The sequence below is a fragment of the Paenibacillus sp. CF095 genome (assembly GCF_900101225.1).
Lineage (GTDB): Bacteria > Bacillota > Bacilli > Paenibacillales > Paenibacillaceae > Paenibacillus.
Window position 1 is genome coordinate 1,745,220 of record NZ_FMZN01000001.1, and the last position, 22,649, is coordinate 1,767,868.

A 22,649-nucleotide genomic window follows, 5' to 3' on the forward strand; every position below is an offset into this window, starting at 1 on the left:
CACTTGCCTTGAAATGCATTGATAACTTTATGTTATACACATTATACTGAGCTCAACAAGACGTTACAACAGTAACATCTTAGCGTTTAGCGAATAAAATTTGAGGAGGAATATAACATGTTTAAAAAATTGCAAGATACGGTGGCGTTGGTAACTGGAGCAAGTAGTGGAATCGGTGAAGCCACTGCCAAAAGGCTCGCTGCTCAAGGAGCAATCGTTGTCCTTGTCGCACGTCGTAAAGATCGATTGGAGAATCTGGCTTCCGAGCTAAAAAACCTTGGAGGTGAGGTTCTTGTAATAGAAACAGATATAACAGATAAGAAGCAAGCGGAACATGCAGTTCAGCAGGTTATAGATAAATATGGACGTTTGGACACCGTTATAAATAATGCAGGACTCATGTTAATCGGGGGTGTGGCAGAGGCGCCCTCAATCGAATGGGAACGAATGATATCCGTGAATATAAATGGGTTGTTATACATATCCCATGCTGCACTACCGTATCTAATCCAATCAGCCTTGACTTCCGACCGGAAAGTTACTGATTTAATTAATATTAGTTCAGTATCTGGACGCAGACCATCGGCAGGGCAAGCGGTATATAGTCTCACGAAATCTGGTGTTGCAGCGTTTACTGAAGCACTGCGGCAAGAGACGGCCGGGCTTAACGTTCGTGTGGCTGTTTTAGAGCCAGGTGCAGTGGGAACGGAACTAGGCAATCACTTACGTGAAGACGTGCGTGAGCAACTTTCCAATATTCTGAGCCATATTGAAGTTCTTGAAGCAGAAGATATTGCAGAAACGATTGAATTTATTGTAACTCGCCCACGTCGCGTTGCGGTCAACGAGATTTTAGTTCGTCCAACGGATCAAGCAATGTGATCTGATCCGATTCTTATTAGATACAGTTGCGATGCATTAAGCATAAACATGATTGACCTTCGATTGGACTACTAAACAAAAAAAGTCGCTGAGATAGCGACTTTTTTCTGGTCTATCATTTCAATCAAAGCGTTGTAACTTAAAGCAACTTAATCAGCTTTTCTAGCTCATCAACCAAACTCTTTGCAAGTTCAAAATTAGTATCTTTTAAAGCCAATTCGATTCTCATTTCAACAGACTTTTTCTTTTGTTCATTTTCTAGATAGTTTTCATCAAAATGACTCGTATAAATCATCTCTCTAAATTCTTCTATACTCATTTTACTAATCGTTTTGTCCCCAATAATTAAAACATAATCCATACCATTTACAACCGAATAGAAATCATGAGAAATCATGAGAATCGCACCTTTGTAGTCCTCAATAGCTTTCTCCAATGCGATTTGGCTATAGATGTCTAAATGGCTTGTCGGTTCATCCAGAAGCAATACGTTGGCTTGACTGGCAGACACTTTAGCCAATTGAAGCATATTTTTTTCTCCGCCAGATAACGATTCAATCTTTTGATCAAGGATTTCTCCTTCAAAGCCATAGTTTGGAAGATACGATCTAATCTCGTCATACGTTTGAAACCCTGAATCAATGAATTCATTTAGTATGGTATTCGAATCTTTTAGCATTTCGCCTTGAACCTGAGATAAATAAGCCACATTAACATCAGCATTGATTTCAATGGAATCCTGATTGTTTTTAAAGATTTCTCGGAGTAAAGTCGTTTTCCCGGTACCGTTAGGACCGATCAGGGCTACTTTATCTGTCGATTTGATCTCAAAGTTCACATTTTCCAAAAGCAACTCGTCAAAGGAAACGCTATAGTTATTGACGTTAACCACAACGCTGTCTTCCATTTCCTTATCGATCCCAAAACGGATATTCGGCTGTTTGATATCGACAAATGGCTCTTTTATTCGACGTGCTTCCAATCTCTCTTGAAACTTGACTCTGGCTTTTAACGCTCTGCCTCTGGAGGCTTCCGAATTATACGTGGCGATCTCTCTAAGATTGTCGATGATGTGATCGTATCTCTCAATTTCTTCAGCTTCAGCAACCGCGATTTCTTGCAGCTCAATCTTCGTCTGAAGCAGCGAGAAGTTGTAATCGATATATCGCCCGTCAAACTCTTGGAGCTCTGTGTTTTCGAGGTGTATGATTTTGTTGAAACAATGGTTCAACAGATATCGGTTGTGCGTAACAACGAGCAGCATTCCCTTGTGTGTGTTAATCAATTTTTTAAGCGCGTTCAGGTTTTCAAAGTCTAAAAATACATCAGGTTCATCCATAATCATGAAGTCTGGACGATTCAGCATTTCCTTCATCACTTGAATAAGTTTGAATTCCCCGCCGCTTACGGCGGATATACTAAGATCTTTGAGCTTCATGAGGTTGGCAAGGTTTAACTGTTTATTGATGTTTTTTTCGTAATTATCCCCATCCATCGCTTCGAAGGCATCCAAAGCCAATTGAAGCTTTTCCATCAGGGAATCCATATCCGATGTGGTGGCCATCTCCGCATAAATCGCTGTAATTTCATCTTGTATCTTGATGAATTCTTCTGCGATATATTCAAAAACGGTCACTTCTTTTGTTTTGTCTACTTGCAAAAACTGACTCACATACCCGATTCTGCAATCGGGGTCTATCTCTAACTTGCCCTCGAACAAATATCGTTCCGGATCCATCAGGATATCGATCAATGTACTTTTTCCACTTCCGCTTGTTCCGATAAAAGCACAGTGTTGTGCCTCTTCAAACGTAAATGAAATGTTTTTATATAATTCCTTTTGTGGAAATGAGAAGGATAGGTTTTCAACTTTTATCATAGTGTTACCTTTCTTTATAGCTAAATTGGTGGCTAGTATTAAATATATTGTCGAACACAGACTTTTAGAGTAACACTGTTTACCACCAAGTACAATCGATTTTTAGCCCTTACCCTCACTTCGAAATTTTAGTACGTTGCTTTCCTAGTGATTAGAGGGATGGATTTTATGAATAAGTAATATTCCATCATACTGATCGCGAGGTATCATCTTTTCGTCTAAAACTCCCCATGCTTTGGCAATTCGAGGTGTATACATCCACTCCGTTGTTGGACTTAACTCCTCGTCCTTCATATTGATGAACCGGGCTGGGCCCATTTCAGTTCCCACAATATCTTCAAGACTACCTTTTTTATGAGGCTGGACTTGCTCTTCCTCTCCATTGTTTTTATAGGCGCTTCCTTCATATGCATACAAACCTATAACATAACCAGCTTGCTTGAGTGAGTATGGAAGCATCTCACCCATGGTTGGATATGGATTATTATCATAATCGTATCCGTTATGCTCTGTGATCATTGTGGAATTATTCTTACGTATATGATAATTGTGTCCCCATAAAATAATTTTTTCCTCAGGATAAACTGTTTCTGCAAGCCATTCTACATTATCCGCCATCACGCGATCTCGTTCATAACTTCCCAATTTCAAATGCTTCTCAGGGTCTACTCCTGCTAGCAGATTTACAATATGAGGATGGTAGTTATCCAACATGTCTAACCTATTTTGTAAGACGCGATCTACCAGAGATATCAGATTGAGTTGCTCCTTCTGATTCCTACTTAATTCAGCTTTGTTGTCTCTTACAAACTTTTGGAGAGTAATATATTTTTCTTTTATTTTCTTCTTTTGAATATTAAAATCGTCTACTTTGTTAACCATGTTAAGCTTTAAATACCAGCGTTCCGTTTGTGCAAATGCTGTAGCTTTATTCTTGTCGACCTTAGCAAACCACGCCTCAACGAATTTAATAAAAGACTCCGACGTGCCTTGTGAATCAAATCCAGTTAATATAAGCGGATGATCTGTGTTGCTTTGTTGTGCAATGTATTCAAATAAAGGTAAGTTCTCTTCAACCTGCCACACGCCATAGACGGAGCTTTTCATCAATTCCTCTGGTGTTGTATTATGTATTTGAGCATATGCAGCAGTAGTATCGGCTAGATTGGATTCAAATGCAATGACATCATATCCGAGTTCTTCATGCAAAAATTTTACGAGTCTTACTTTCATTGAATTGTATTCTGACGTTCCATGCGATGCTTCTCCCAAGCTAACGATTCGTTTATGCGTTAAAATAGGCTTTAGAAACATCAAATCAGAGTACTGATCATTTTTTTCTGCTTTAATGGATGTAATCGTATTTGCATTTGAGCGAACGCTCTCTTTCCAAATTAATTCTGAAGATATCCTATTCTTCTTGTCTACTAAAGTTGATCCAGACATATATGCCACCTGACCAATGGACATCACACTGAAACTGCACACCACTGTAGACAATAACACTTTTCTGAACAACTGATTCATTAGGCTGACACTCCTCTGTTTTTATGTATATCAGCTTAACATCTGGAGTTTAAAACCAATGCACGTTGCGTTTAAGATTTGTTTAAAAATGTATCTAGTACTATAGGATTTAGCTCTATAACGCTCTGTAAATGTATACAAAAAATCGTCTGCATTTCTGCAACGATTCCGAAAAAAGCCGACAACTGCGATTCTGCTCGCGGTCATCGGCTCTGCACTTTACGTCTGGCTCTGAGATAATTGAAGTTTTCCACCGCTGGTTATGCCTCATAATTCTTTACGGCTTAGCCATCTAGGGCATATGATCCATGAGAGTATATATACGACAACACTAAACGCAGCTACTACTCCGTACAATAAAAGTAGATTTTCTTCTATATTCATATAGTAGCCTAGCAATGTTCTTAATCCTGCAATGGCAAGGGCAGTAACTACATAAGAAAGGATTATTCCGGCAATACTTTTTTCTCCATCGAGTAAAAAAGAACTAGGGATATTCACACTAGCTGGCAGAAATGCAAGAATAAGCGCAAAGGATACATTCACATATACAGCAGATAACTCAAAGCTCGATAATATCATTGAAGCAATAATACAAATTACAGTCGCAACCAAAATTCCAAACAGGCTAAGGAGCACATACAAACCGTATTTGCTTGAAGCACTTTGAATCCTTGAGACGGGAAGCGTAGCGCAAAATTTATCCCACTGCGCTGTTTTGTCACTTTGAATGCTCATTACCGCCATCATTCCAAATGAGGTTCCTGCGATCACAATCAAAAGCCAAGGAGAGCTTACGACGGACAAAACGACTCCAATGACGAACATTAATATTAGGGGGATAAGCAACGCATCCTTAATAGCATAGAAATCTTTCAGCATAAGCCCTCTCATGTTCTCTCCCCCTTTATATACAACAGCATAATATCATCAATTGTGGCAGGATCAATTACTGCATTCGGGTATTTTTTTTGCGCCAAATCTTTATCGGCAACTAATACTTCCCAAGCATAATCCTGCTTCCGGTAAGCGATTATATCTTGTTCGTCAAGGGCATCATACTGTGCTGTACCACATTTAATGATCCCGTACTTATACCGCAATTCATCCTTTGGTTTGTTAAAAATAACCTTACCGTTATGAATGAATACGATATAATCAGCAACTTTTTCCAAATCACTTGTGATATGTGAGGATACCAGGATAGAGTTGCTTTCGTCCTGAACAAAATCCAAAAACATATCTAAAATATCATCACGAACAACAGGATCAAGCCCGCTCGTCGCTTCATCCAGGATCAGAAGTTTGGAACCGTGAGAAAGTGCGACAGCGATAGACAGCTTCATTTTCATCCCTTTAGAAAACTCTTTGATTTTTTTGTTTGCAGGTAAGGATAGTTCATTTAGCAAAGAATAGTATTTTTCTTCATCCCAAGCTGCAAAGATATTTTGGAAGACACGGTTTAGTTTTTTGGGTGATAATCCTTCCGGGAAATTACTACCGTCAAACACAACACCAATCTGATTGCGAACAGCATTATCAATTTCCTGATCCTGCTTGCCCAAAATCGTCACCGTGCCGGAATCCTTGTTTTTCAATCCAAGAATCGAATTGATGGTTGTGCTCTTTCCTGCACCGTTTTGGCCAATCAACCCCACAATCGACCCGCGCGGTACATGAAATGATACATTGTCCAGAACAAAGTCGTGATACGCCTTTGTCAGTCCATTTACAGTCAAAGCATGATTCATGATCATTACTCCTCCTCATAGAACAGCTTTAATAACTCGATGAGTTTTTCGACAGGAATACCATTTGTGCGCCCAATATCTGCGGCTTCCTGCAAAAGTCCCTCAGCTTTGCGCTGGATTTCTTCTTGATAGAAATTTTTGTTTTGCGCGGATACAAAACTTCCCCGTCCTACGGTAGTCTCTATAAAACCGTCCCTCTGCAAATCCTCATAGGCCTTTTGAACAGTAATCACACTGACATGAATCGATTTTGCCATAGATCGCATCGATGGAATGGGGTCGCCAGTCTTTAATTCACCGCTCATAATCATCGCTTTGATCTGTGATGTTATTTGTTCATAGATGGGCTTACTTGTATTGCTGCTTATGATAATCTCCATATTAGTACTCCAATTAGATTATTTTTTTAGTAAAGGTTTGCCCTTTTGAAATATGCTGCACTCCAAATCTGGTTTCTTTTTTTCATCATTCTCCTCCTTGCTTTTCGTTTAAACACCGTTTTTCTGTTAAAAATTCAGCGATGCCTGTGTACTATATTGTACTTATTCGACAAGTACAATATAGTACACAGGAGTACAATTGTCAATTATTCTTATAAAGTCTTTAGTGCTTCCCCATCAATGCTATAACCGGCCACTGTGAGATCCCTCCCCGCGTTATCGTTTCTCGTTAGTTCAATCCGATCAATTTTATTCTATGGTTAATTCATAAAATACTACTGACATACCGTTGTCAGTAGTGTTTTTGTATAGTCGGAGTAAGTAATCGTAATACTTATTATAGGAAGGATGATATCTCGTGAATTTTGCTTCTGTGCGCATCATTACTGATGACGTGAATCGTCTCGTCGAATTCTATGAGAAAATTACGGGTGTTTCAGCAGAACGCCCTGCACCTGTCTTTGCCGAACTCGTTATGCCGTCGTGCACTCTAGCGATCGGCCACTCCCAGACGGTGCAACTGTTTGGTGCTGGTTCCGCTGTGGCGGCCAACAATCGTACTGTCATTATTGAGTTCCACGTCCACGATGTTGATGCCGAATACGAGCGCTTGAAGCCGTTTGTCGATGAGTGGGTAAAGGAACCTACCACAATGCCGTGGGGGAATCGTGCTTTGCTGTTTCGCGATCCTGACGGTAATCTGGTTAATCTCTTCACGCCGGTGACCGAGGAAGCAATCCAACGGTTCAGTGGTAGGTTATAAAGGACAGTTGAAATAAGTAAGGCAATTTTTTATTAATTTTTATGACCAGCAGAAAGAGACCATAGCGATGAGCTATAGTCTCTTCATTTTTGTATAAAACGGAAGAAGTATTTTAACGGGAAATTAACAGAAGACACTCTTCTCATTTCTTACCATAGGGAGGCATGCTTTCTAACGATCTCAATAAATGCTTCTACTTGGGGAGAGATCCACTTGTTTTTGGGATACAGCAACTGCGTAGCTAGATTTTGTTTGTACTGCTGACCTGAAAGTTTTTCTTCCTTCAGCTCCTTCTCTACCGTAATTCGAGGTAACAAGGATATGCCCATACCGCTCAATATCGACTGTTTCACAGCTTCAATACTCCAGAATTCAATATTGGAAGTAATCCCAATCTGATACTCTTCAATGCATTGTTCAAACAATGTGCGATAACCACAACCTCTTTCGGTAAAAAGTAAATTGCTTCTCACAATGTCTCGTTGTAGCTCAAATGAATTGGGGTACAGCAGCATCATGGGCTCCTCAGCCAATTTCTCACTGTACAGATTGGGATCATGTACCTCTGTCCCCAGCATGAAGGAAATATCACTTTTACCTTGCATCAAATTCTCTTTATAATGTACGGAATCTAATTGGTGCCATTCGATATTGACATGAGGATGCAATTTTTTGAACTCTTCAATAATAGGTGGAAAACGATAGATCAACAACGTTTCCCCAATACTGATCACGATATTACCCGTTAATTCACCTTGTGCAGCAGTCACTTCCTTAATCATGTGATACAGGTCAAGCATTTTTTTGGCATGTGGCAACAATTTTTTCCCAGTCTCCGTTAAAATAACCCGCTTACCAATTCGATCAAATAAAGGGTAGTTAATCTCCTCTTCCAACGCCTTGATATGCAATGTAATTGTAGATTGCGCGTATCCAAGATGCTCAGCAGCTTTGGTAAATCCCTCGTGTTCCACAATTGTAATAAATGTGACCAAATGACGTATTTCCATCATTGGCTCCCTTCTTTTTTAACATCATTAAAACTGATCGTTTACATATAAACTATCAATTTCACTAATGGAAAGCAATCGTTTATATTCAATCTAGCTCATTAAGAGCCCATTTCATTTTTAATCTCAATCGTTTATGGAAGGGAGTAATCACTATGCAAACGGCAGCAACGTCATCCATCTTGATTAATGGATATCGAATCGCTTATGAACAATATGGAGAAGGCTCTCCCATATGGCTCCTTCATGGAACACCGTCTTATAGCTATGAATGGAGAAAAGTAATACCCTCTCTGGTTCAAAAAGGGTATAAAGTCTACGTTCATGACCTTCTTGGATATGGAGCATCAGAAAGACCAATCGAAGCAGATACTTCTGTGGCAGCACAATATACGCTGTTCAGTCAGCTTTTAGACGAACTTGGAATGGATCGTTTACATGTCGCAGCCCACGATCTGGGTGGAATAGTTGGCCTCCAACTGGCTCAGGAACAACCTGAGCGTGTACAATCGCTTACGTTACTCAACATGCCCAGCTATGATTCGTGGCCCTCACCAACCTGGAAGAAAATTATCGAAGAACAGCTCGAACAGGTTGAACAAATGCCAAGTGCTGATTTTGATACCATGCTAAAGAAACAATTACCCATGGCAGTGTATAATAAAGAGCTGATGACTGGAGATACACTGGATGCATATCTGGAACCCCATGCAGGTTCACTGGGGAAAGCCTCTTTTTTCTCCCATCAGGTAGCTCACTATAATGCAAAATATACTGAATCCTATGGAACAGATTTACCCAAGCTGAAAGTCCCCGTTCAAATTATATGGGGGGAAGAAGATGAATGGCAGCCCCTCGATTATGCAAAGAGGCTTGTCCAGGATATTCCCCATGCCTGCCTACATGTCATTCCCAAAGCTGGTCATTTCGTTATGGAAGATGAACCTGGGCAATGTTCTGATTATATCGACCGTTTCTGCAATAAACATCCGTGAGTATGTATGTATATTGAACAGAATGTCTTAGAGAAAAATTAAGTGCTCCACTGGCATAAAGCTGGTGGAGCCTTTTTTGGTTAATGACAACGTTTCTTGATGCAAGACGTAACTTCAACATTCGGTTTGAATGCACTGGCACCACAAATGATCACATTCCCCAACGTATATGTATATACAAATTTAGTGTTAGTCTTCATTTCCCCCTTCAATATTACGATAAATAGTATGGGGTTATACGAATAACCATATTTACTTTATTACATCCAAGGGGGAACCGAACGTGAGACAGACTCTCAAAAAGAAGATGGATTTAAGGTTCAAACTGTATTTGATTATTCTGGTTCCGCTACTGGCCATGGGCGGTCTAATCATGTGGGCCACTATCGACTCCAGTGAAAATGCATCATTAATGACCATGCAGCATAACAATCAGCAGCTGGCTGTGAATACCGCCTCTCAACTAGGTCAGGAATCGGAATTAATTAAGACATTATCTTCTACTGCTTCAGAGGAGAGCAACGAATATAAAAGTCTTAGGGACGAACTCGTTAAAGTTAGGCTTCAATCGGGAGCCTTGTATGTTTATATGTATAACAAAACTTCGGACGGGTGGTTCTACACCGTAGATGGAGCGGATTGGAGTGATACGGAATATAGCCCTTACGGGACTGCAATGGAATTCAATCCCCAGATTCAGGAACGCTTGTTACGCGGTGAAGTCGTCACAACAGGCATTGTAGACGATCCGACCTGGGGCCAGCTATTGTCCTCCTTTACACCAATCAAGGATTCGCAAGGCGTTGTTATTGGTTATCTGGGCATTGATATTTCTGCTGGAGCAGTGAATCAAGTCTCCGCGACATCTGTGAATAATGCCTATCAGACCATTATCCCGATTTTTGTGGTTGTACTGATTCTTTCTTTGGTCATGATGTTATTCGTAGTACGAGGTATTCTTAGACAAGTACGCGATATTAAGTCAAGCCTCGAGCAGGTTGCTGATGGGAATCTTAAAGTCGTATCCACACATATGACCAATGATCAACTCGGTGACATCAGTGATTTGATTAACATCATGGTTGCGCAATTGACGAACATTCTGATGGGAATACAGCAAGGATCAAATACGTTACAGCAGTCATCAAAAGATATTTCGGAAACCGCTCAGACGAACCAGCGTCAGAGCGAAGAACTTTCCAGAGCGATTGAGGAAATTGCCATAGGTTCAATGAAACAGGCTGAAGAGACAGAACACTCCGTCCAGCATTCAGAGAATCTCGGCAAAATAATGGATGAAGTAGGTTCATATGTGAAACAGTTTACTTATACTTCAGAGCAGCTATCTTCTGTTCAAGTACAAGTTACACGTGAACATGAGGTTCTGCTTGAGAAGGGCCGAGAGAATGCCAAGCGTGTTGAGCATCAACAGGATATTTCCAGGTCTCTGACGACTCAATCCGAACTCGCTTCCTCTATTAGCGGTCAAATTCACAACATTTTAAAACAAACTCAAATTCTATCCCTGAATGCTTCAATTGAAGCAGCCCGAGCTGGAGAAGCGGGTAAAGGCTTTGCAGTCGTTGCTGGGGAAATGGGACAGCTCGCTCAACAATCCGAACGTTCGATCCAGGAGATTGATGAGATCCTGGGTTCATTTGTTCAAGAGATACATCGGATGGGCAGTCATTTTGATGCGAATATGGTAGCTGTTAAGGAACAGGAGAAACAGATCGCTGATTGTCTCCAGGCATTTGGACAGGTTAGCCGCTTATCGACCGAAGTGCATGAGTTGGCTCAGAGTTTAGACAGCCGGACGATGGATATGCACTCTATTCGTCAGGAGTTGGAACAAAACCTCAGTTATATTGCTTCCGCAACCGAGGAAACTTCAGCCATGGCCGAAGAAGTCACGGCTAGTGCTGTGGAGCAGCAGCGTTCGGCGAGCGAACTGTCGAACATCTCCGGGGAACTCGCCGGTCTTGCAGGCAACCTCAAATCATATTCCGATCAATTTCAGATCGAAATCACTAAATAAGTGCCCAATCTCATTAAGACTGGTGTTAGATGACAACTTAGAATCGCCGGAAACATAACTTTCTTGGAGCGTTAATGTTTCGGAGGGCCCAGGGTATCCATTCTCTCATATTCTCTTGTAAAAGACAGCTTCCACCAACGAATTAGGAGATTCGTCACGTTGACTTATTAACGATTCCTCATTTATAATTCGGACATTAAGAGCCTGCCAGACATGGCTTGCCATGCAAGCCTGGAATATGGACCTGTAAACAAACTCAACAGTGAAAGATGTGAGGAATTATGAGTAAAGAGAAATTATACTACGGTAAAGATATCGAGGTTATGTTTAATTCGGATGTCTGCATTCATTCCGGTATTTGTGTAAAGGGCCTCCCTGCTGTTTTTGATTTAAGCAAGCGTCCTTGGGTTGATCCTGATGGTGACACTTCGGAGGCCATTTCCCGACATATTGACACATGTCCAAGCGGAGCATTGACTTATAAGCTTCTGGACGGTGAATTTTTAACAAAGAAAGAGGATGAACATGCATAATGTAGAACATGAACCTGCCAATAAAAGATTCCTTATCCAAGATAACGGTGATATTGCTGCGGTGATGACCTATGTAATCTCGAGTCCAGAGCTATACATAATTGATCACACTTTAGTGGAAAATGCTTACCGAGGACAAGGGCTTGGCGATGAACTTATCAAAGCTATGGTGGAATATGCGCGGGAAAACGGTATTAAGATTCTACCTTTATGCCCGTTTGCCAAGGGACGTTTCGAACGTATCTCTGAATACGCGGATGTTCTCCATCAATAACTAATATTCGCAGCTGATTTCATGTGGTTGCACAACAATAAAAGGCGCCTATATCATTCTTACCATGATATAGACGCCTTTTTCCTTTTTTTACGTATCCTACTCAAACTTTATCGCTTAATCCAACAATGGTTTCAAACGGTCGCAACACCAGTGGCAGCATGCCATTCTCATAATTGGTAAGCCAGATCTCTGAGAAGTTGAGGCCAAGCTCATCTTCCTCAAGCTCCACCATGTGTTCAGTAAGATTGATTACTACCAGCACCTGTTCGTCTGCCAGTGTACGTGTATATGCATATACACTCGGATGATCCGGCATAAAGAGCTCATAGATCCCATAAGTCAGCGTATCGTGCTCTTTTCGCAGCTGAATCATTTGTTTATAAAATTGAAGAATGGAACCAGGTTCCTGAAGTTGTTTCTCTACATTAATATGGACGTAATTGTCATTCACCTTTAACCATGGCGTACCCGTGGTAAACCCGGCCTCTTTGGCCGAAGACCAATGCATCGGCGTTCTGGAGTTATCGCGACTCGAAGCCCAAATGATGTTCATGATCTCCTCATGCGACATCCCCTCTTCGCGTTTGATCTGATATAAATTCCGATCGGCTATGTCGTTATAATCCGCTATGGAAGGGTAAGCCACATTTGTCATGCCTATCTCTTGCCCCTGATATATAAAAGGTGTGCCTTGCATGAAAAAGTACATGGCTCCAAGTGCTGTGGCACTTTCATACCAATACTCTGTATCATTTCCCCAAGATGAAACTTTGCGAGGCTGATCATGATTTTCAATAAACAAAGCATTCCAGCCTATGCCTTCCAATGATTTTTGCCACTTGGTCAAGACGTTTTTCAATTTGGGAACATCCAGTTGCCTGTCTGTACTGTTTTTCCAAAGGTCCAGGTGTTCGAATTGAAAGACCATATTAAATTTCCCTCTGACTTCACAGATCCAATCCAGCAGATCTTCTTGGTCCTCTACTTTAACTCCATTCGCTTCCCCAACAGTCACGACGTCATATCTGGATAATGTGTTCTCTTTCATTTCTTGCAGATAACTCTGGATTCCCTTGACATTCATATGCTTTTCAAAAGAAGAGATGTACTTGACACCTTCTCTGATTGGCATGTCCAAGAGGCCCTCTTCTTTGTGAATATGGCTGATTGCATCCACACGGAAACCATCAATCCCTTTATCCAGCCACCAATTCATCATTTCATATATGGATTTCCGAACCTCCTGATTTGCCCAATTCAAGTCTGGTTGTTTCTTGGAGAACAGGTGGAGATAGTATTGTCCGGAGACTTCATCATATTCCCAAGCAGAACCGCCAAATATGCTTTCCCAGTTATTCGGTTCGTCTCCGTTCTTCCCATCTCTCCAGATGTACCAATCTCGTTTGGGGTTATCCAGCGAAGCTCTGGATTCAATAAACCACGGGTGCTCGTCACTTGTATGATTGATCACCAAGTCCATAATAAGTTTCATGCCGCGGTGATGCACTTCATGCAGTAATTGATCAAAGTCCGCCATCGTGCCGAATTCATCCATAATGGAACAGTAATCACTGATGTCATAACCATTATCATCGTTGGGTGACTTATACATCGGACAGATCCATATCAGATCAATACCGAGATCTTGAATATAATCCAGTTTGGATAGAATCCCTTTGATGTCACCAACCCCATCTCCGTTGGAATCCATGAAACTTCTCGGATAGATTTGATAGGCTACTGCTTCTTTCCACCATACTCTTTTCATTGAATATAATCCTTCTTTCTTGAGAACTGAACATGATATAACATATTACGTATTATGCTTTAATTATGAATAAGGTACATTCTTGCTTCATATGGACGTAATTTGCTCTCGGAGAGTTCACCTGTATAATTGGATATCAATAGCTGGTTCGACCCTGTTAATTGCTCCTGAAGCGGGAGTTCGGTCGTATATCCTTGGAAATTGCATACCACAAGAATCGTAGAACCATTCAGCGTTCGGGTATATGCAAACACGTCTGGGTTCTCTGGAAAGATCAGCTCATAATCACCATATACAATGACTTCATGATCTTTTCTAAGTTGAATCAACTTCCGGTAATAATGGAATATGGATTCGGGATTATTCAAACTTTCCTCGGCATGGATATGCTTATAATTCGGATTCACCTTAATCCAAGGTTCCCCTTGTGTAAAACCTGCGTTATCGGAAGTATCCCATTGCATAGGTGTTCGTGCGTTATCACGGCCCTTGGCGTAGATCGACTCCATCACGCTTTGTTCAGGATAACCATTCCCCATTCTTTCCTTATAAAAGTTGAGCAATTCAATATCCCGATAATCCTCGATCGCATATTGAACATTCGTCATACCCAGCTCTTCACCCTGATATATGTAAGGCGTACCTTGCATGCCATGAAGAAGGGTAGCCAACATTTTAGCCGATTCAACTCTGAATTCTCCGTCATTTCCCCAACGTGACACGATTCGAGGCAAGTCATGGTTGTTCCAGAACAGACTGTTCCAAGCATCACCTTTGAGCTCCGTTTGCCACTTGGACAGCACTTTTTTTAATGCCATCACATCCAAAGGTTTAAGATCCCACTTTCCTTTGCCTTCTTGTTCATCCAAACTGATGTGTTCAAATTGGAAGACCATTGAAAACTCACTGCCGTCTGGATTGCTGTACAGTTTGGCGATTTCCGGAGTGGCGCCCCATGTTTCTCCAACCGTAAGCAAGTCTTCCGCTTTTTGAAACGTCTCCATGCTCAGTTCCCTGATATATTGATGCAGATTAGATCCATTTCCCGTAATCTTCGAATCCGGTTCTTTACCGATTAAGTCGATCACGTCAAGTCGAAAACCACCAACACCCTTGTCGATCCACCAATTGATCATGTTGTATATCTCCTGCCGGACTTTGGGGTTTTCCCAGTTGAGATCGGGCTGTTTTATGGAAAAGAGATGCAAATAATATTGCCCGATCTCAGGCACCCATTCCCAGGCTGAACCACCAAAGGTGGAACCCAAGTCGTTCGGAGGTGTTCCTTCAACACCATCTCTCCAAACGTAGTAGTCATGGTACGGATTGTCTTTGCCTTTTTTGGCTTCTTGAAACCAGGGGTGTTCATCCGATGTATGGTTCAACACCAAATCCATGATGATCCGAATGTCTCTTTTCTTGGCTTCAAGTATTAACGTTTCCATATCTTCCAAAGACCCAAACATCGGATCGATATCCTGATAATCTGAAATATCATATCCGTAATCATCTTGAGGAGACTTGCAAACAGGGGATAACCAGATCGCACCAATGCCGAGTTCCTTCAAATAATCCAATCGGGATACAATGCCCTTTAAGTCGCCGATGCCATCTCCGTTACGATCTTGAAAGCTCCGTGGATATATTTGATATACAACGGTTTCTTTCCACCATTTTTTATTTTCCATGTTCCATTCAACCTTTCTAATGTTATTCTTTGACCGATCCTACAACAATGCCAGTCACAAAGTATTTTTGCAGCAGCGGATAAATCAGCAATAGCGGGATAACAGCAACTACGATTTTGGCTGCATTCAGGTTTTTGTTCGAAATTTCAGTCAGGTTGCTGAGTTCGCTGGAATTTGTGCCGGCTTGAAGCAAGTCAGCAATATTCACGTTAAGAGACTGAATATAGGTCATTAGCGGATAATTGCTGACTTTGGTCATATAGATCAAACCGCTGAAGAAGTCATTCCATGTACCCACGATACTGAATAAGGCAACTGTCGCCAGCGCAGGAATGGACACGGGAACATACACTTTGAACAAAACCTGAATGGGATTTGCTCCATCGATGAATGCTGCCTCTTCAAGCGCTTTAGGTACAGCAGAGAAGAAATTCATCACGAGGATGACACTGAATATCGGGACAGCGCCTGGCAGAACCAGTGCCCAAATCGTATTTAGCATATCCAGGTTTTTGATCAGCAGGTAACTCGGAATCATGCCTCCACTGAACAACATGGCAAAAATCATGATATTCATATAAATGTTTCTGCCTTTAAAATCCCTCTTTGATTTGGATAACGGATAAGCCATCAAAATAATCAGAATCATATTAAGCGCAAGGGTAAGCGCAACACGTAGAATGGAGATGCCAAAGGAACGCCAGAACTGTGCATCATCGATAATTTTGGTATACGCTGCTGTTGTAAAATTGACCGGAACGAGACCTACTGCATTTGCGGATACCGCCTCGCTGCTGCTGAATGATATGGCAACGATATTCCATAACGGAAGAAGGCAGACCAAAGCCAGCAGAATGACGATGGCATAGATGACAAACCGGCCAATTCGTTCTTTGAAGTTTGCAGAATAGGACACAGGTTTGGCCTCCTTAGAATATTTTTCGATCCGTATATTTTTTGGCCAACTGGTTGGCAGACATAAGCAATACAATGCCGATTACGGACTTGAACAAACCAACAGCCGTACCGAAGCTATACTGTCGCCCAACGAGACCGATCCGATAGACGTATGTATCCAGAATATCGCCCGACTCATAGACAACCGGGTTATACAAGTTATAGATTTGATCAAAACCAGCGCTCAAAATGTTGGTCAGGCTCATTACGCCCATGAGCAGTATAATAGGCAGCATGCCTGGCAATGTAATATGCCACACTTTTCTCCACCAACTGGCTCCATCCATTCCTGCCGCTTCATATAGACCGGGATCAATCGACGTAATCGCCGCCAAATAGACGATAGAGCTGTAGCCAAACTCTTTCCATACGTCTGTACCTATAATCAGTGGCTGGAACCAGGTGTTGCTGCCAAGGAAATTAATATTCTCCAGGCCAAAGAACGCGAGCATTTGGTTCACTATGCCGTCCAAACTGAACATGTTGACAACGACGGATGCGAGTACAACCCAAGATAGAAAGTGCGGCAGATAAACAATCGTCTGCACGGACTTTTTAACGTATTTGATACGAATTTCATTTAATAAAACGGAAAAAATGATGGCCATCATCGTTCCAAGCAAAATCTTGCCAATCGCAATCACCAGCGTATTGCTGACGACCTGCGCGATATCCGGCAGCTTGAACATATAAACAAAATGCTTCAGCCCTACAAATTCGGAGCCAAACATCCCCTTCGCCGGTACATAGTCCTGAAAAGCTGTGATGACGCCGACCATTGGGATATAGCTGAATACAAGCAAAAACAAAATGCCCGGCAGCATCATCATATGGTACATGGCACCTGGGCCGAGCCGCCCTCTCGCTTTCAAATTCCCCTGTTTCATGGATGAACCCCTTTCGTTGAAGAAAGGCTGCGTATCGCAGCCCTGCTACTGTTCATGAATATTATTGTTTCGATGCGATCTCGTCTTGAATTTCCTGAATGACTTGATCACCACCCTGTTTCTTCCAGTTGCTGACGAATGTATCGAAGTAATCAAGCGGTTCTGAACCCGTTATGATTTTGATAAACGACTCCTGCTCCAACTTTGTCAGATTGGCCCACGTCTGTTTCATGCTTGGTGTAGTGCCAGAAAAGGCAGGTGTCATCCATACAAATTTGTTTTCCTGTGTCAGTTTGTCGATCAGTCCCACTCCGTTGATCCGTGAATGATATTTTGACCAAGCAGTCACATCATCCGTATCCATGTCGCTTAAATAGGTTTTGATGCTTCCGATATTGTTCTTCGATTCGGTTGTGCGAACCTCGTCGAGGCCGATCTCTCCCTTAATCCCGCGAACAACGTCAGAGTAATCATCCAGCAGCGATGTAGCCGAGTTAACTTCGATATTAAAAGGTCTCGTAGATCCGTCTACCCCGGTCTCCTGATACTTGGCAGCTTCCGGCATGGTTGTTGCGGCATCTTTATCATTGGCCAGTTTATCGTAGAACAGGTTAAGAATCTTAACGGCCAGTTCAGGGTGTTCATATCCCTTTCTTACCACGATAAACTGATTGGATGGATTGGCATGCGCTACGTTGACCTTGCCGTCTGCATCCTCCAGTGTATAAGCCGAGAATTTCGCGTTTTTATCCATCTGTTTTGCACTGATCAGTCCCCAGTCAGGGATATGCCACGGTCCAAAGGCGATGCCGCTTTGGCCATTGGCGTAGAGTGCAGTAATATCGTCAAACGTGCGGGTTCCAAATTGCGGGTCAATGATACCATTCTTGAACCAATCGGCCATGATGCCCAGCATCTGCTTCGTTTCTTCTGTCGTGGAACCATACACGATTTTGCCGTCTTCACCATTCATCCAATATTGCGGGAAGGCTCCCTCGGTTGAGGCCACACCCAGCATCGTATAAGCAGAGCCATTATAATCTGTTGTGTTCATCGTGTTCACAAATGGAATACCTACCGGGTTCCCGGATTGGCCAGGATCTCTTTTCAGGAATTCCTGTGTGGTCTTCTCCACTTCATCCAGTGAAATGGCGCCGTCACCATCTGCATCAAGTTGAATCCCCAGCAGATCCAGCCAATCTTGACGGACCCAAACCATCGTTGGTGCGGAATCCAGAGAAGTCGCCGGAAGTCCCATCAAACGTCCATCAATCGTTGCATTTTCTAATGCACGTCCATCATAGGAATCGTACATCTGCTTGATGTTATCCGTAGCATATTGATCATAAATGGCGGTCAGATCCTCAATCAGATCGTTATCCACCAGTTCTTTCAGTTCATCTTTGGAATCAACACGCATCATGTCGGGCAATTCCCCCGATGCGATGGCAAGCGATACTTGACGGCTATAATCTTCGCCATTGGCTTCAAATTGATCTGTAATCTGAGCGTTAAACGTGTCTTTGACCAGCCGAGTATATGCGTTGTTCTCATAGGTATCACCAGCCGGCAGTTTTGGGTTGGCTGTGGTTACCCGTCCCATGGTTACGGTGATTTCGTCTTTATAGGCACTGAACGGATCTCCAGGCGTTACCTCATATTTGCCTGCTTCCTCTGCAGTAGGAGGATTGGAAGAGTCTCCACATGCCGCTAGGGCTGCAACCATCAAGGCGGACATGGACAGCACGGCCAGACGCTTTGTCACCCGTTTGCTTTTCATAGACCATTTTGTTCTCATCTAGTTCGATTCCCCTTTATTCTGATGTTCAATATATTTGTTTGCGCTTTCATTATAAAATGAAGTGAAGGCCAATCGAGATAGGGATTACACGTCCGTTTGGATAGAGAAATGGTTACAATTTTCAGTCCGTAGTATGAAGTATGGTTAACTTGTGATCATTTACCCTACCTACTGACCAACATTCGTCTATCTACCCCTATTCTCGATCAAAAACAAAAGCCGGCAGCTCCTAAAACAGGAAGCTGTCGGCTATTTATTTCCTCTACCTAGCTGCCGATATTCGCTTGGCAGAAGACCTGTCAGTTCGCGGAAAATCCGGCTGAAATATTTTTCATCCGTATAACCCACTCGCTCCGCAATCCAGAAAATTGTGTTGTTTGTATTGAGCAAGTACTCTTTGGATTTCTCTACCCGTATGAACCGGGAGTACTCATTAAAGGTTTTCCCCATCAGATCTTTGAAACATTGACTGAAATAACTTCGGCTGATGTTGAGTTGTTGGGAGAGACCTGAAGCTGTATAGGCCTGCTCCAAATCATGCTGCACGATCATCACTGCTTTTTTCACGGCATCGATGATTTCCTGTGAATATGAAGTCTGTTCATCAGCCTTTCGAATGCTTGCAGCAGTCTGTTTGATCCATTCTTCAACCTCGTACCAAGACTCGAAAGAATGGATCATCGAGATTCTTCCAAGCGTAGTTTGGGCAAAAATACGGTTCCACTCCATTACGATCGAGTACAGCAATCCCATCAACTGACCTTTATGTAATCGTAATGATTTGAACTGGTCAACAAGTTGGTTGTAGTAACTATCGTGGTGGGTCCATGGGGTTTGGAACCAACTTTGTTTAATCCGATCAAGGTCCTCATCCTGCGGTTCTTTTGAAAATGTATCTTCCTCATTCAAGGAAATGGTAATGACTTGGTTATTGGGATTGTACGCATAGAATAAAGTCGTCTCTGTATAATTCCTAATCCAGTTTTTGATTTGCGACCATGTTCGCTCTTGTACATCAGACAAAACCAACAACGTACTATGGGGAACTTGATGCAGGCCTTCCTTCAATTGATGAAATAGTTGATCCTCTTTGGAAGGGGGTGCAGCCCACATGCAGCTATTACGCTCAACCTCCCACCTTATCAGATCTTCATGCGCAGTTAACTCTATTGGCCACTTCTGCTCTGATTTACGATCCTGTGAAACAAGTGCATACACATTTGGATAATGGACATTGATTTCATCCTGCGAAGGCATCTTTCTTGTCGTGTTTGTCAACCCGCTAATTCGGGTATGTATCCGTTGCAGAACATGTTCGAATTGCTCTTTCTCCAGCTGCACTTTGGCTATATAATCGATGGCTCCGAGTCTTAGCGCTTCCTGGATATAATCGAAATCCTGATGCAGTGTTAACACAACGATATGAAGTTCGGGATAGAGCTGCCTCGCAGCTCGCATCAGTTCAATTCCTGACATGACGGGCATCGCAAGATCCGTTAGCATCAGATCGACCGGTTGGATTTGTAGGAAATCCAGCGCTTTCGCCCCGTTGCTGGCCTCTCCTACAACCTCCATGTTGAACTCGTTCCATGGCATCGCAGAGCTAATGCCTTTGCGTACCAACTTATCATCATCTACAATCAATACCTTAATCATGCCGAGATATCTTCTCCTTTAATAGGCAATACAAGCAGTATGCTTGTCCCTGTTCCCAATGCACTCTCGATCACCAGTTGTGCTTGGTCCCCGTACTGTGCTTTCAACATGCGGTGAACGTAATTGAGTCCGATGCCCATCCCTACTTTTTGTTGTTCAGCTTCACGATTGTTCAGCAGATTATGAATGGTTTCCTCAGTCATACCTGCGCCATTATCTTGTATCATAATGTTCAACGTTGAAGTGCATGTCACTTCAATCTGAATAAAACCTTCGTCACTCAATCCATGATATAACGAATTTTCAACCAGCGGTTGCAGAATAAAGCGGGGCACAGGAATTTGAAGCACTTGTTCATCTGCAGTAATGCGAACGTCAAATTCAAAGTCATATCGAATTTGCTGCAAAATCAGATACTGTCTTAACGCATCAATCTCTTCTTCCATGGTGGATACTTGCCCTAATTTGCCTAGATTGTAATAGAGCAGCTTGTTCAATGACTGCACCAGCTTGTCGATCTCCCCTTGTCCGTTCATGACGGCCAGCCAGTGCACCGTATCGAGCGTATTCATCAGAAAGTGCGGATTGATCTGATAAAGCAGCTTTTCTACTTCCAGGTCTGCACGTATCTTCTCTTTCTGCTGAACTTCCTTGAAGAGGTCACCAATCTGATGCTGCATATTCGAAAATTCACTGAGCAGAAAATCAAATTCAGGAATCTGAGTGCGAGCTCGGCTTCCTTTCGTTTGTGGATTCTTGGACATTCCATTGATCTCCGAATGAAACAAACCGAGTGGTTTGTAGACCATCTTCCACAGGAGCCAAGCGAGAAACACGGTAAAGCCGAGGAAAAATAAAGCGACCAGCAAAATTTGAAGCAACCACTGGTTTTTCTCCTGTTGATATTGAGACTGCGAAATGACCGATACGACACTCCATTTCTGTGAGGAATCCTCCTTGAACCAGTGATACCCGCGGGATATTCCGTCCTTGGCATGATCGGCCGTTAAGCTGGTGAAATTCTCCCCTAACTTCATGGCTTCCGGTATTTCGCTGTACACAATGTTTCCTTCACCATCCAGGATGAGATGAGATAATGCGCCGTTGTATTGATTGTAACCCAAGATATCCTGTGTAAGGCGAAAGCCTGATTCTACGTAAATGAACACGTCGTTCCTCTCGGAAAGTTGTACTTTTCGCATAGCAGACAGAACGAGTTGATCATCAAATCGGTTCATACTCATATGGGGGCCATAGTACTTAATGCCATAGGTTTGGAAGAGCACAGGCAGAGACTCAGGAGAGAAACGATCCTTGATTGGAAAGTTGCCGAACTGAGTAGTACCTTCTTTTTGAAAGTAATACAGGGTCAATCCGATATTAGGATTGGTGAAGGTGACAACACTTAACTCGTTCTTTAATTCGTCCCTGGCCTCAATCAGTTCGAAGATATCGGAGGACGGATTCAAGAATTCATCTAATCTTTTGCCTAAAGTACCCCTGTAAGATAATTGTTGCGTAACATGATTCAGATTGGTGATCGAGTTCTCCAATGAGGATGTCACCTGTTGTAAATTGCTACGGATGCCATCATCGATCTTATTTGCGAAAATGGAGTCGATCGTATAATAAGAAATCGCAAATATACTGATAAAGGGGATAAACGCACTGAGAAAGAACAGTAAAAAGATTCTTTTTTTAAGTGTCATGGGAACCTATTCTCCTTCTGAAAATGAAACAGCAAGCCTCCTGCGTATGGAAGCTTGCTCTGAATAAACATATAGGTATGCCGATTAT

At 42.3% G+C, this 22,649-nt stretch carries 19 protein-coding genes; 6 read left to right on the plus strand and 13 right to left on the minus strand.

What is annotated here, in order from left to right:
* Window positions 1–117 precede the first annotated feature (117 nt).
* Window positions 118–882 carry an SDR family NAD(P)-dependent oxidoreductase gene (locus tag BLS69_RS07665; RefSeq protein ID WP_091030022.1) on the plus strand — a complete coding sequence of 255 codons (765 nt, stop codon included), beginning with the start codon at window positions 118–120 and terminating at the stop codon, window positions 880–882.
* 139 nt (window positions 883–1,021) lie between these two features.
* Here BLS69_RS07665 and BLS69_RS07670 read toward each other — a convergent pair whose 3' ends face one another.
* The 5 genes from BLS69_RS07670 to BLS69_RS07690 form a co-directional block, all read right to left on the minus strand.
* Window positions 1,022–2,761: an ABC-F family ATP-binding cassette domain-containing protein gene (locus BLS69_RS07670; protein WP_091030024.1), complete on the minus strand. Its 1,740-nt coding sequence runs from the start codon at window positions 2,759–2,761 to the stop codon at window positions 1,022–1,024.
* 144 nt (window positions 2,762–2,905) lie between these two features.
* Complete coding sequence (locus tag BLS69_RS07675; RefSeq protein WP_091030027.1) at window positions 2,906–4,288, minus strand: erythromycin esterase family protein; 1,383 nt, start codon at window positions 4,286–4,288, stop codon at window positions 2,906–2,908.
* 267 nt (window positions 4,289–4,555) lie between these two features.
* Complete coding sequence (locus BLS69_RS07680) at window positions 4,556–5,182, minus strand: ABC-2 transporter permease (RefSeq protein ID WP_091030029.1); 627 nt, start codon at window positions 5,180–5,182, stop codon at window positions 4,556–4,558.
* Window positions 5,179–6,039, minus strand: coding sequence for an ABC transporter ATP-binding protein (locus tag BLS69_RS07685; RefSeq protein WP_091034873.1), 861 nt, complete (start codon window positions 6,037–6,039; stop codon window positions 5,179–5,181). Before BLS69_RS07685 ends, BLS69_RS07680 begins: the two co-directional genes overlap by 4 nt.
* 5 nt (window positions 6,040–6,044) lie before the next feature.
* Window positions 6,045–6,419, minus strand: a complete 375-nt coding sequence (locus BLS69_RS07690; RefSeq protein WP_062834670.1) for a GntR family transcriptional regulator — start codon at window positions 6,417–6,419, stop codon at window positions 6,045–6,047.
* Window positions 6,420–6,837: 418 nt separating this feature from the next.
* Here BLS69_RS07690 and BLS69_RS07695 point away from each other — a divergent pair, with 418 nt between their 5' ends.
* Window positions 6,838–7,242 (plus strand): VOC family protein, encoded by a 405-nt coding sequence (locus BLS69_RS07695; protein ID WP_091030032.1) that lies wholly within the window; start codon window positions 6,838–6,840, stop codon window positions 7,240–7,242.
* Window positions 7,243–7,391: 149 nt separating this feature from the next.
* Here BLS69_RS07695 and BLS69_RS07700 read toward each other — a convergent pair whose 3' ends face one another.
* On the minus strand, window positions 7,392–8,255 hold the full coding sequence (locus BLS69_RS07700) for a LysR family transcriptional regulator (protein ID WP_091030033.1): 864 nt from the start codon (window positions 8,253–8,255) through the stop codon (window positions 7,392–7,394).
* Between the two features lie 152 nt (window positions 8,256–8,407).
* Here BLS69_RS07700 and BLS69_RS07705 point away from each other — a divergent pair, with 152 nt between their 5' ends.
* The 4 genes from BLS69_RS07705 to BLS69_RS07720 all read left to right on the plus strand — a co-directional run bounded on the left by BLS69_RS07705 (window position 8,408) and on the right by BLS69_RS07720 (window position 12,092).
* Entirely contained in the window at window positions 8,408–9,247 is an 840-nt protein-coding gene (locus tag BLS69_RS07705) for an alpha/beta fold hydrolase (RefSeq protein WP_091030036.1), read from the plus strand.
* A gap of 283 nt (window positions 9,248–9,530) precedes the next feature.
* Complete coding sequence (locus BLS69_RS07710; protein ID WP_091030038.1) at window positions 9,531–11,285, plus strand: methyl-accepting chemotaxis protein; 1,755 nt, start codon at window positions 9,531–9,533, stop codon at window positions 11,283–11,285.
* 281 nt (window positions 11,286–11,566) lie between these two features.
* Window positions 11,567–11,818, plus strand: coding sequence for a (4Fe-4S)-binding protein (locus BLS69_RS07715; protein ID WP_091030041.1), 252 nt, complete (start codon window positions 11,567–11,569; stop codon window positions 11,816–11,818).
* Entirely contained in the window at window positions 11,811–12,092 is a 282-nt protein-coding gene (locus BLS69_RS07720; protein WP_036615433.1) for a GNAT family N-acetyltransferase, read from the plus strand. Before BLS69_RS07715 ends, BLS69_RS07720 begins: the two co-directional genes overlap by 8 nt.
* A 103-nt stretch (window positions 12,093–12,195) precedes the next feature.
* Here BLS69_RS07720 and BLS69_RS07725 read toward each other — a convergent pair whose 3' ends face one another.
* The 7 genes from BLS69_RS07725 to BLS69_RS07755 form a co-directional block, all read right to left on the minus strand.
* A complete protein-coding gene (locus BLS69_RS07725) occupies window positions 12,196–13,863 on the minus strand; it encodes a glycoside hydrolase family 13 protein (RefSeq protein ID WP_091030044.1) in 1,668 nt (555 codons plus the stop codon).
* A 59-nt stretch (window positions 13,864–13,922) separates the two neighbouring features.
* The gene (locus tag BLS69_RS07730) at window positions 13,923–15,551 is read right to left on the minus strand and encodes a glycoside hydrolase family 13 protein (protein WP_091030046.1); all 1,629 of its coding nucleotides are present in this window, start codon (window positions 15,549–15,551) and stop codon (window positions 13,923–13,925) included.
* Between the two features lie 22 nt (window positions 15,552–15,573).
* Window positions 15,574–16,467 (minus strand): carbohydrate ABC transporter permease, encoded by an 894-nt coding sequence (locus BLS69_RS07735; protein ID WP_091030048.1) that lies wholly within the window; start codon window positions 16,465–16,467, stop codon window positions 15,574–15,576.
* A 13-nt stretch (window positions 16,468–16,480) separates the two neighbouring features.
* Complete coding sequence (locus tag BLS69_RS07740) at window positions 16,481–17,395, minus strand: ABC transporter permease (RefSeq protein WP_091030051.1); 915 nt, start codon at window positions 17,393–17,395, stop codon at window positions 16,481–16,483.
* A gap of 61 nt (window positions 17,396–17,456) precedes the next feature.
* Window positions 17,457–19,193: a type 2 periplasmic-binding domain-containing protein gene (locus BLS69_RS07745; protein WP_091030053.1), complete on the minus strand. Its 1,737-nt coding sequence runs from the start codon at window positions 19,191–19,193 to the stop codon at window positions 17,457–17,459.
* A 252-nt stretch (window positions 19,194–19,445) separates the two neighbouring features.
* Window positions 19,446–20,852 carry a response regulator transcription factor gene (locus BLS69_RS07750; RefSeq protein ID WP_091030054.1) on the minus strand — a complete coding sequence of 469 codons (1,407 nt, stop codon included), beginning with the start codon at window positions 20,850–20,852 and terminating at the stop codon, window positions 19,446–19,448.
* Window positions 20,849–22,561: a sensor histidine kinase gene (locus BLS69_RS07755; protein WP_091030055.1), complete on the minus strand. Its 1,713-nt coding sequence runs from the start codon at window positions 22,559–22,561 to the stop codon at window positions 20,849–20,851. The genes BLS69_RS07750 and BLS69_RS07755 overlap by 4 nt, the downstream gene beginning before the upstream one ends.
* Between the last annotated feature and the right edge of the window lie 88 nt (window positions 22,562–22,649).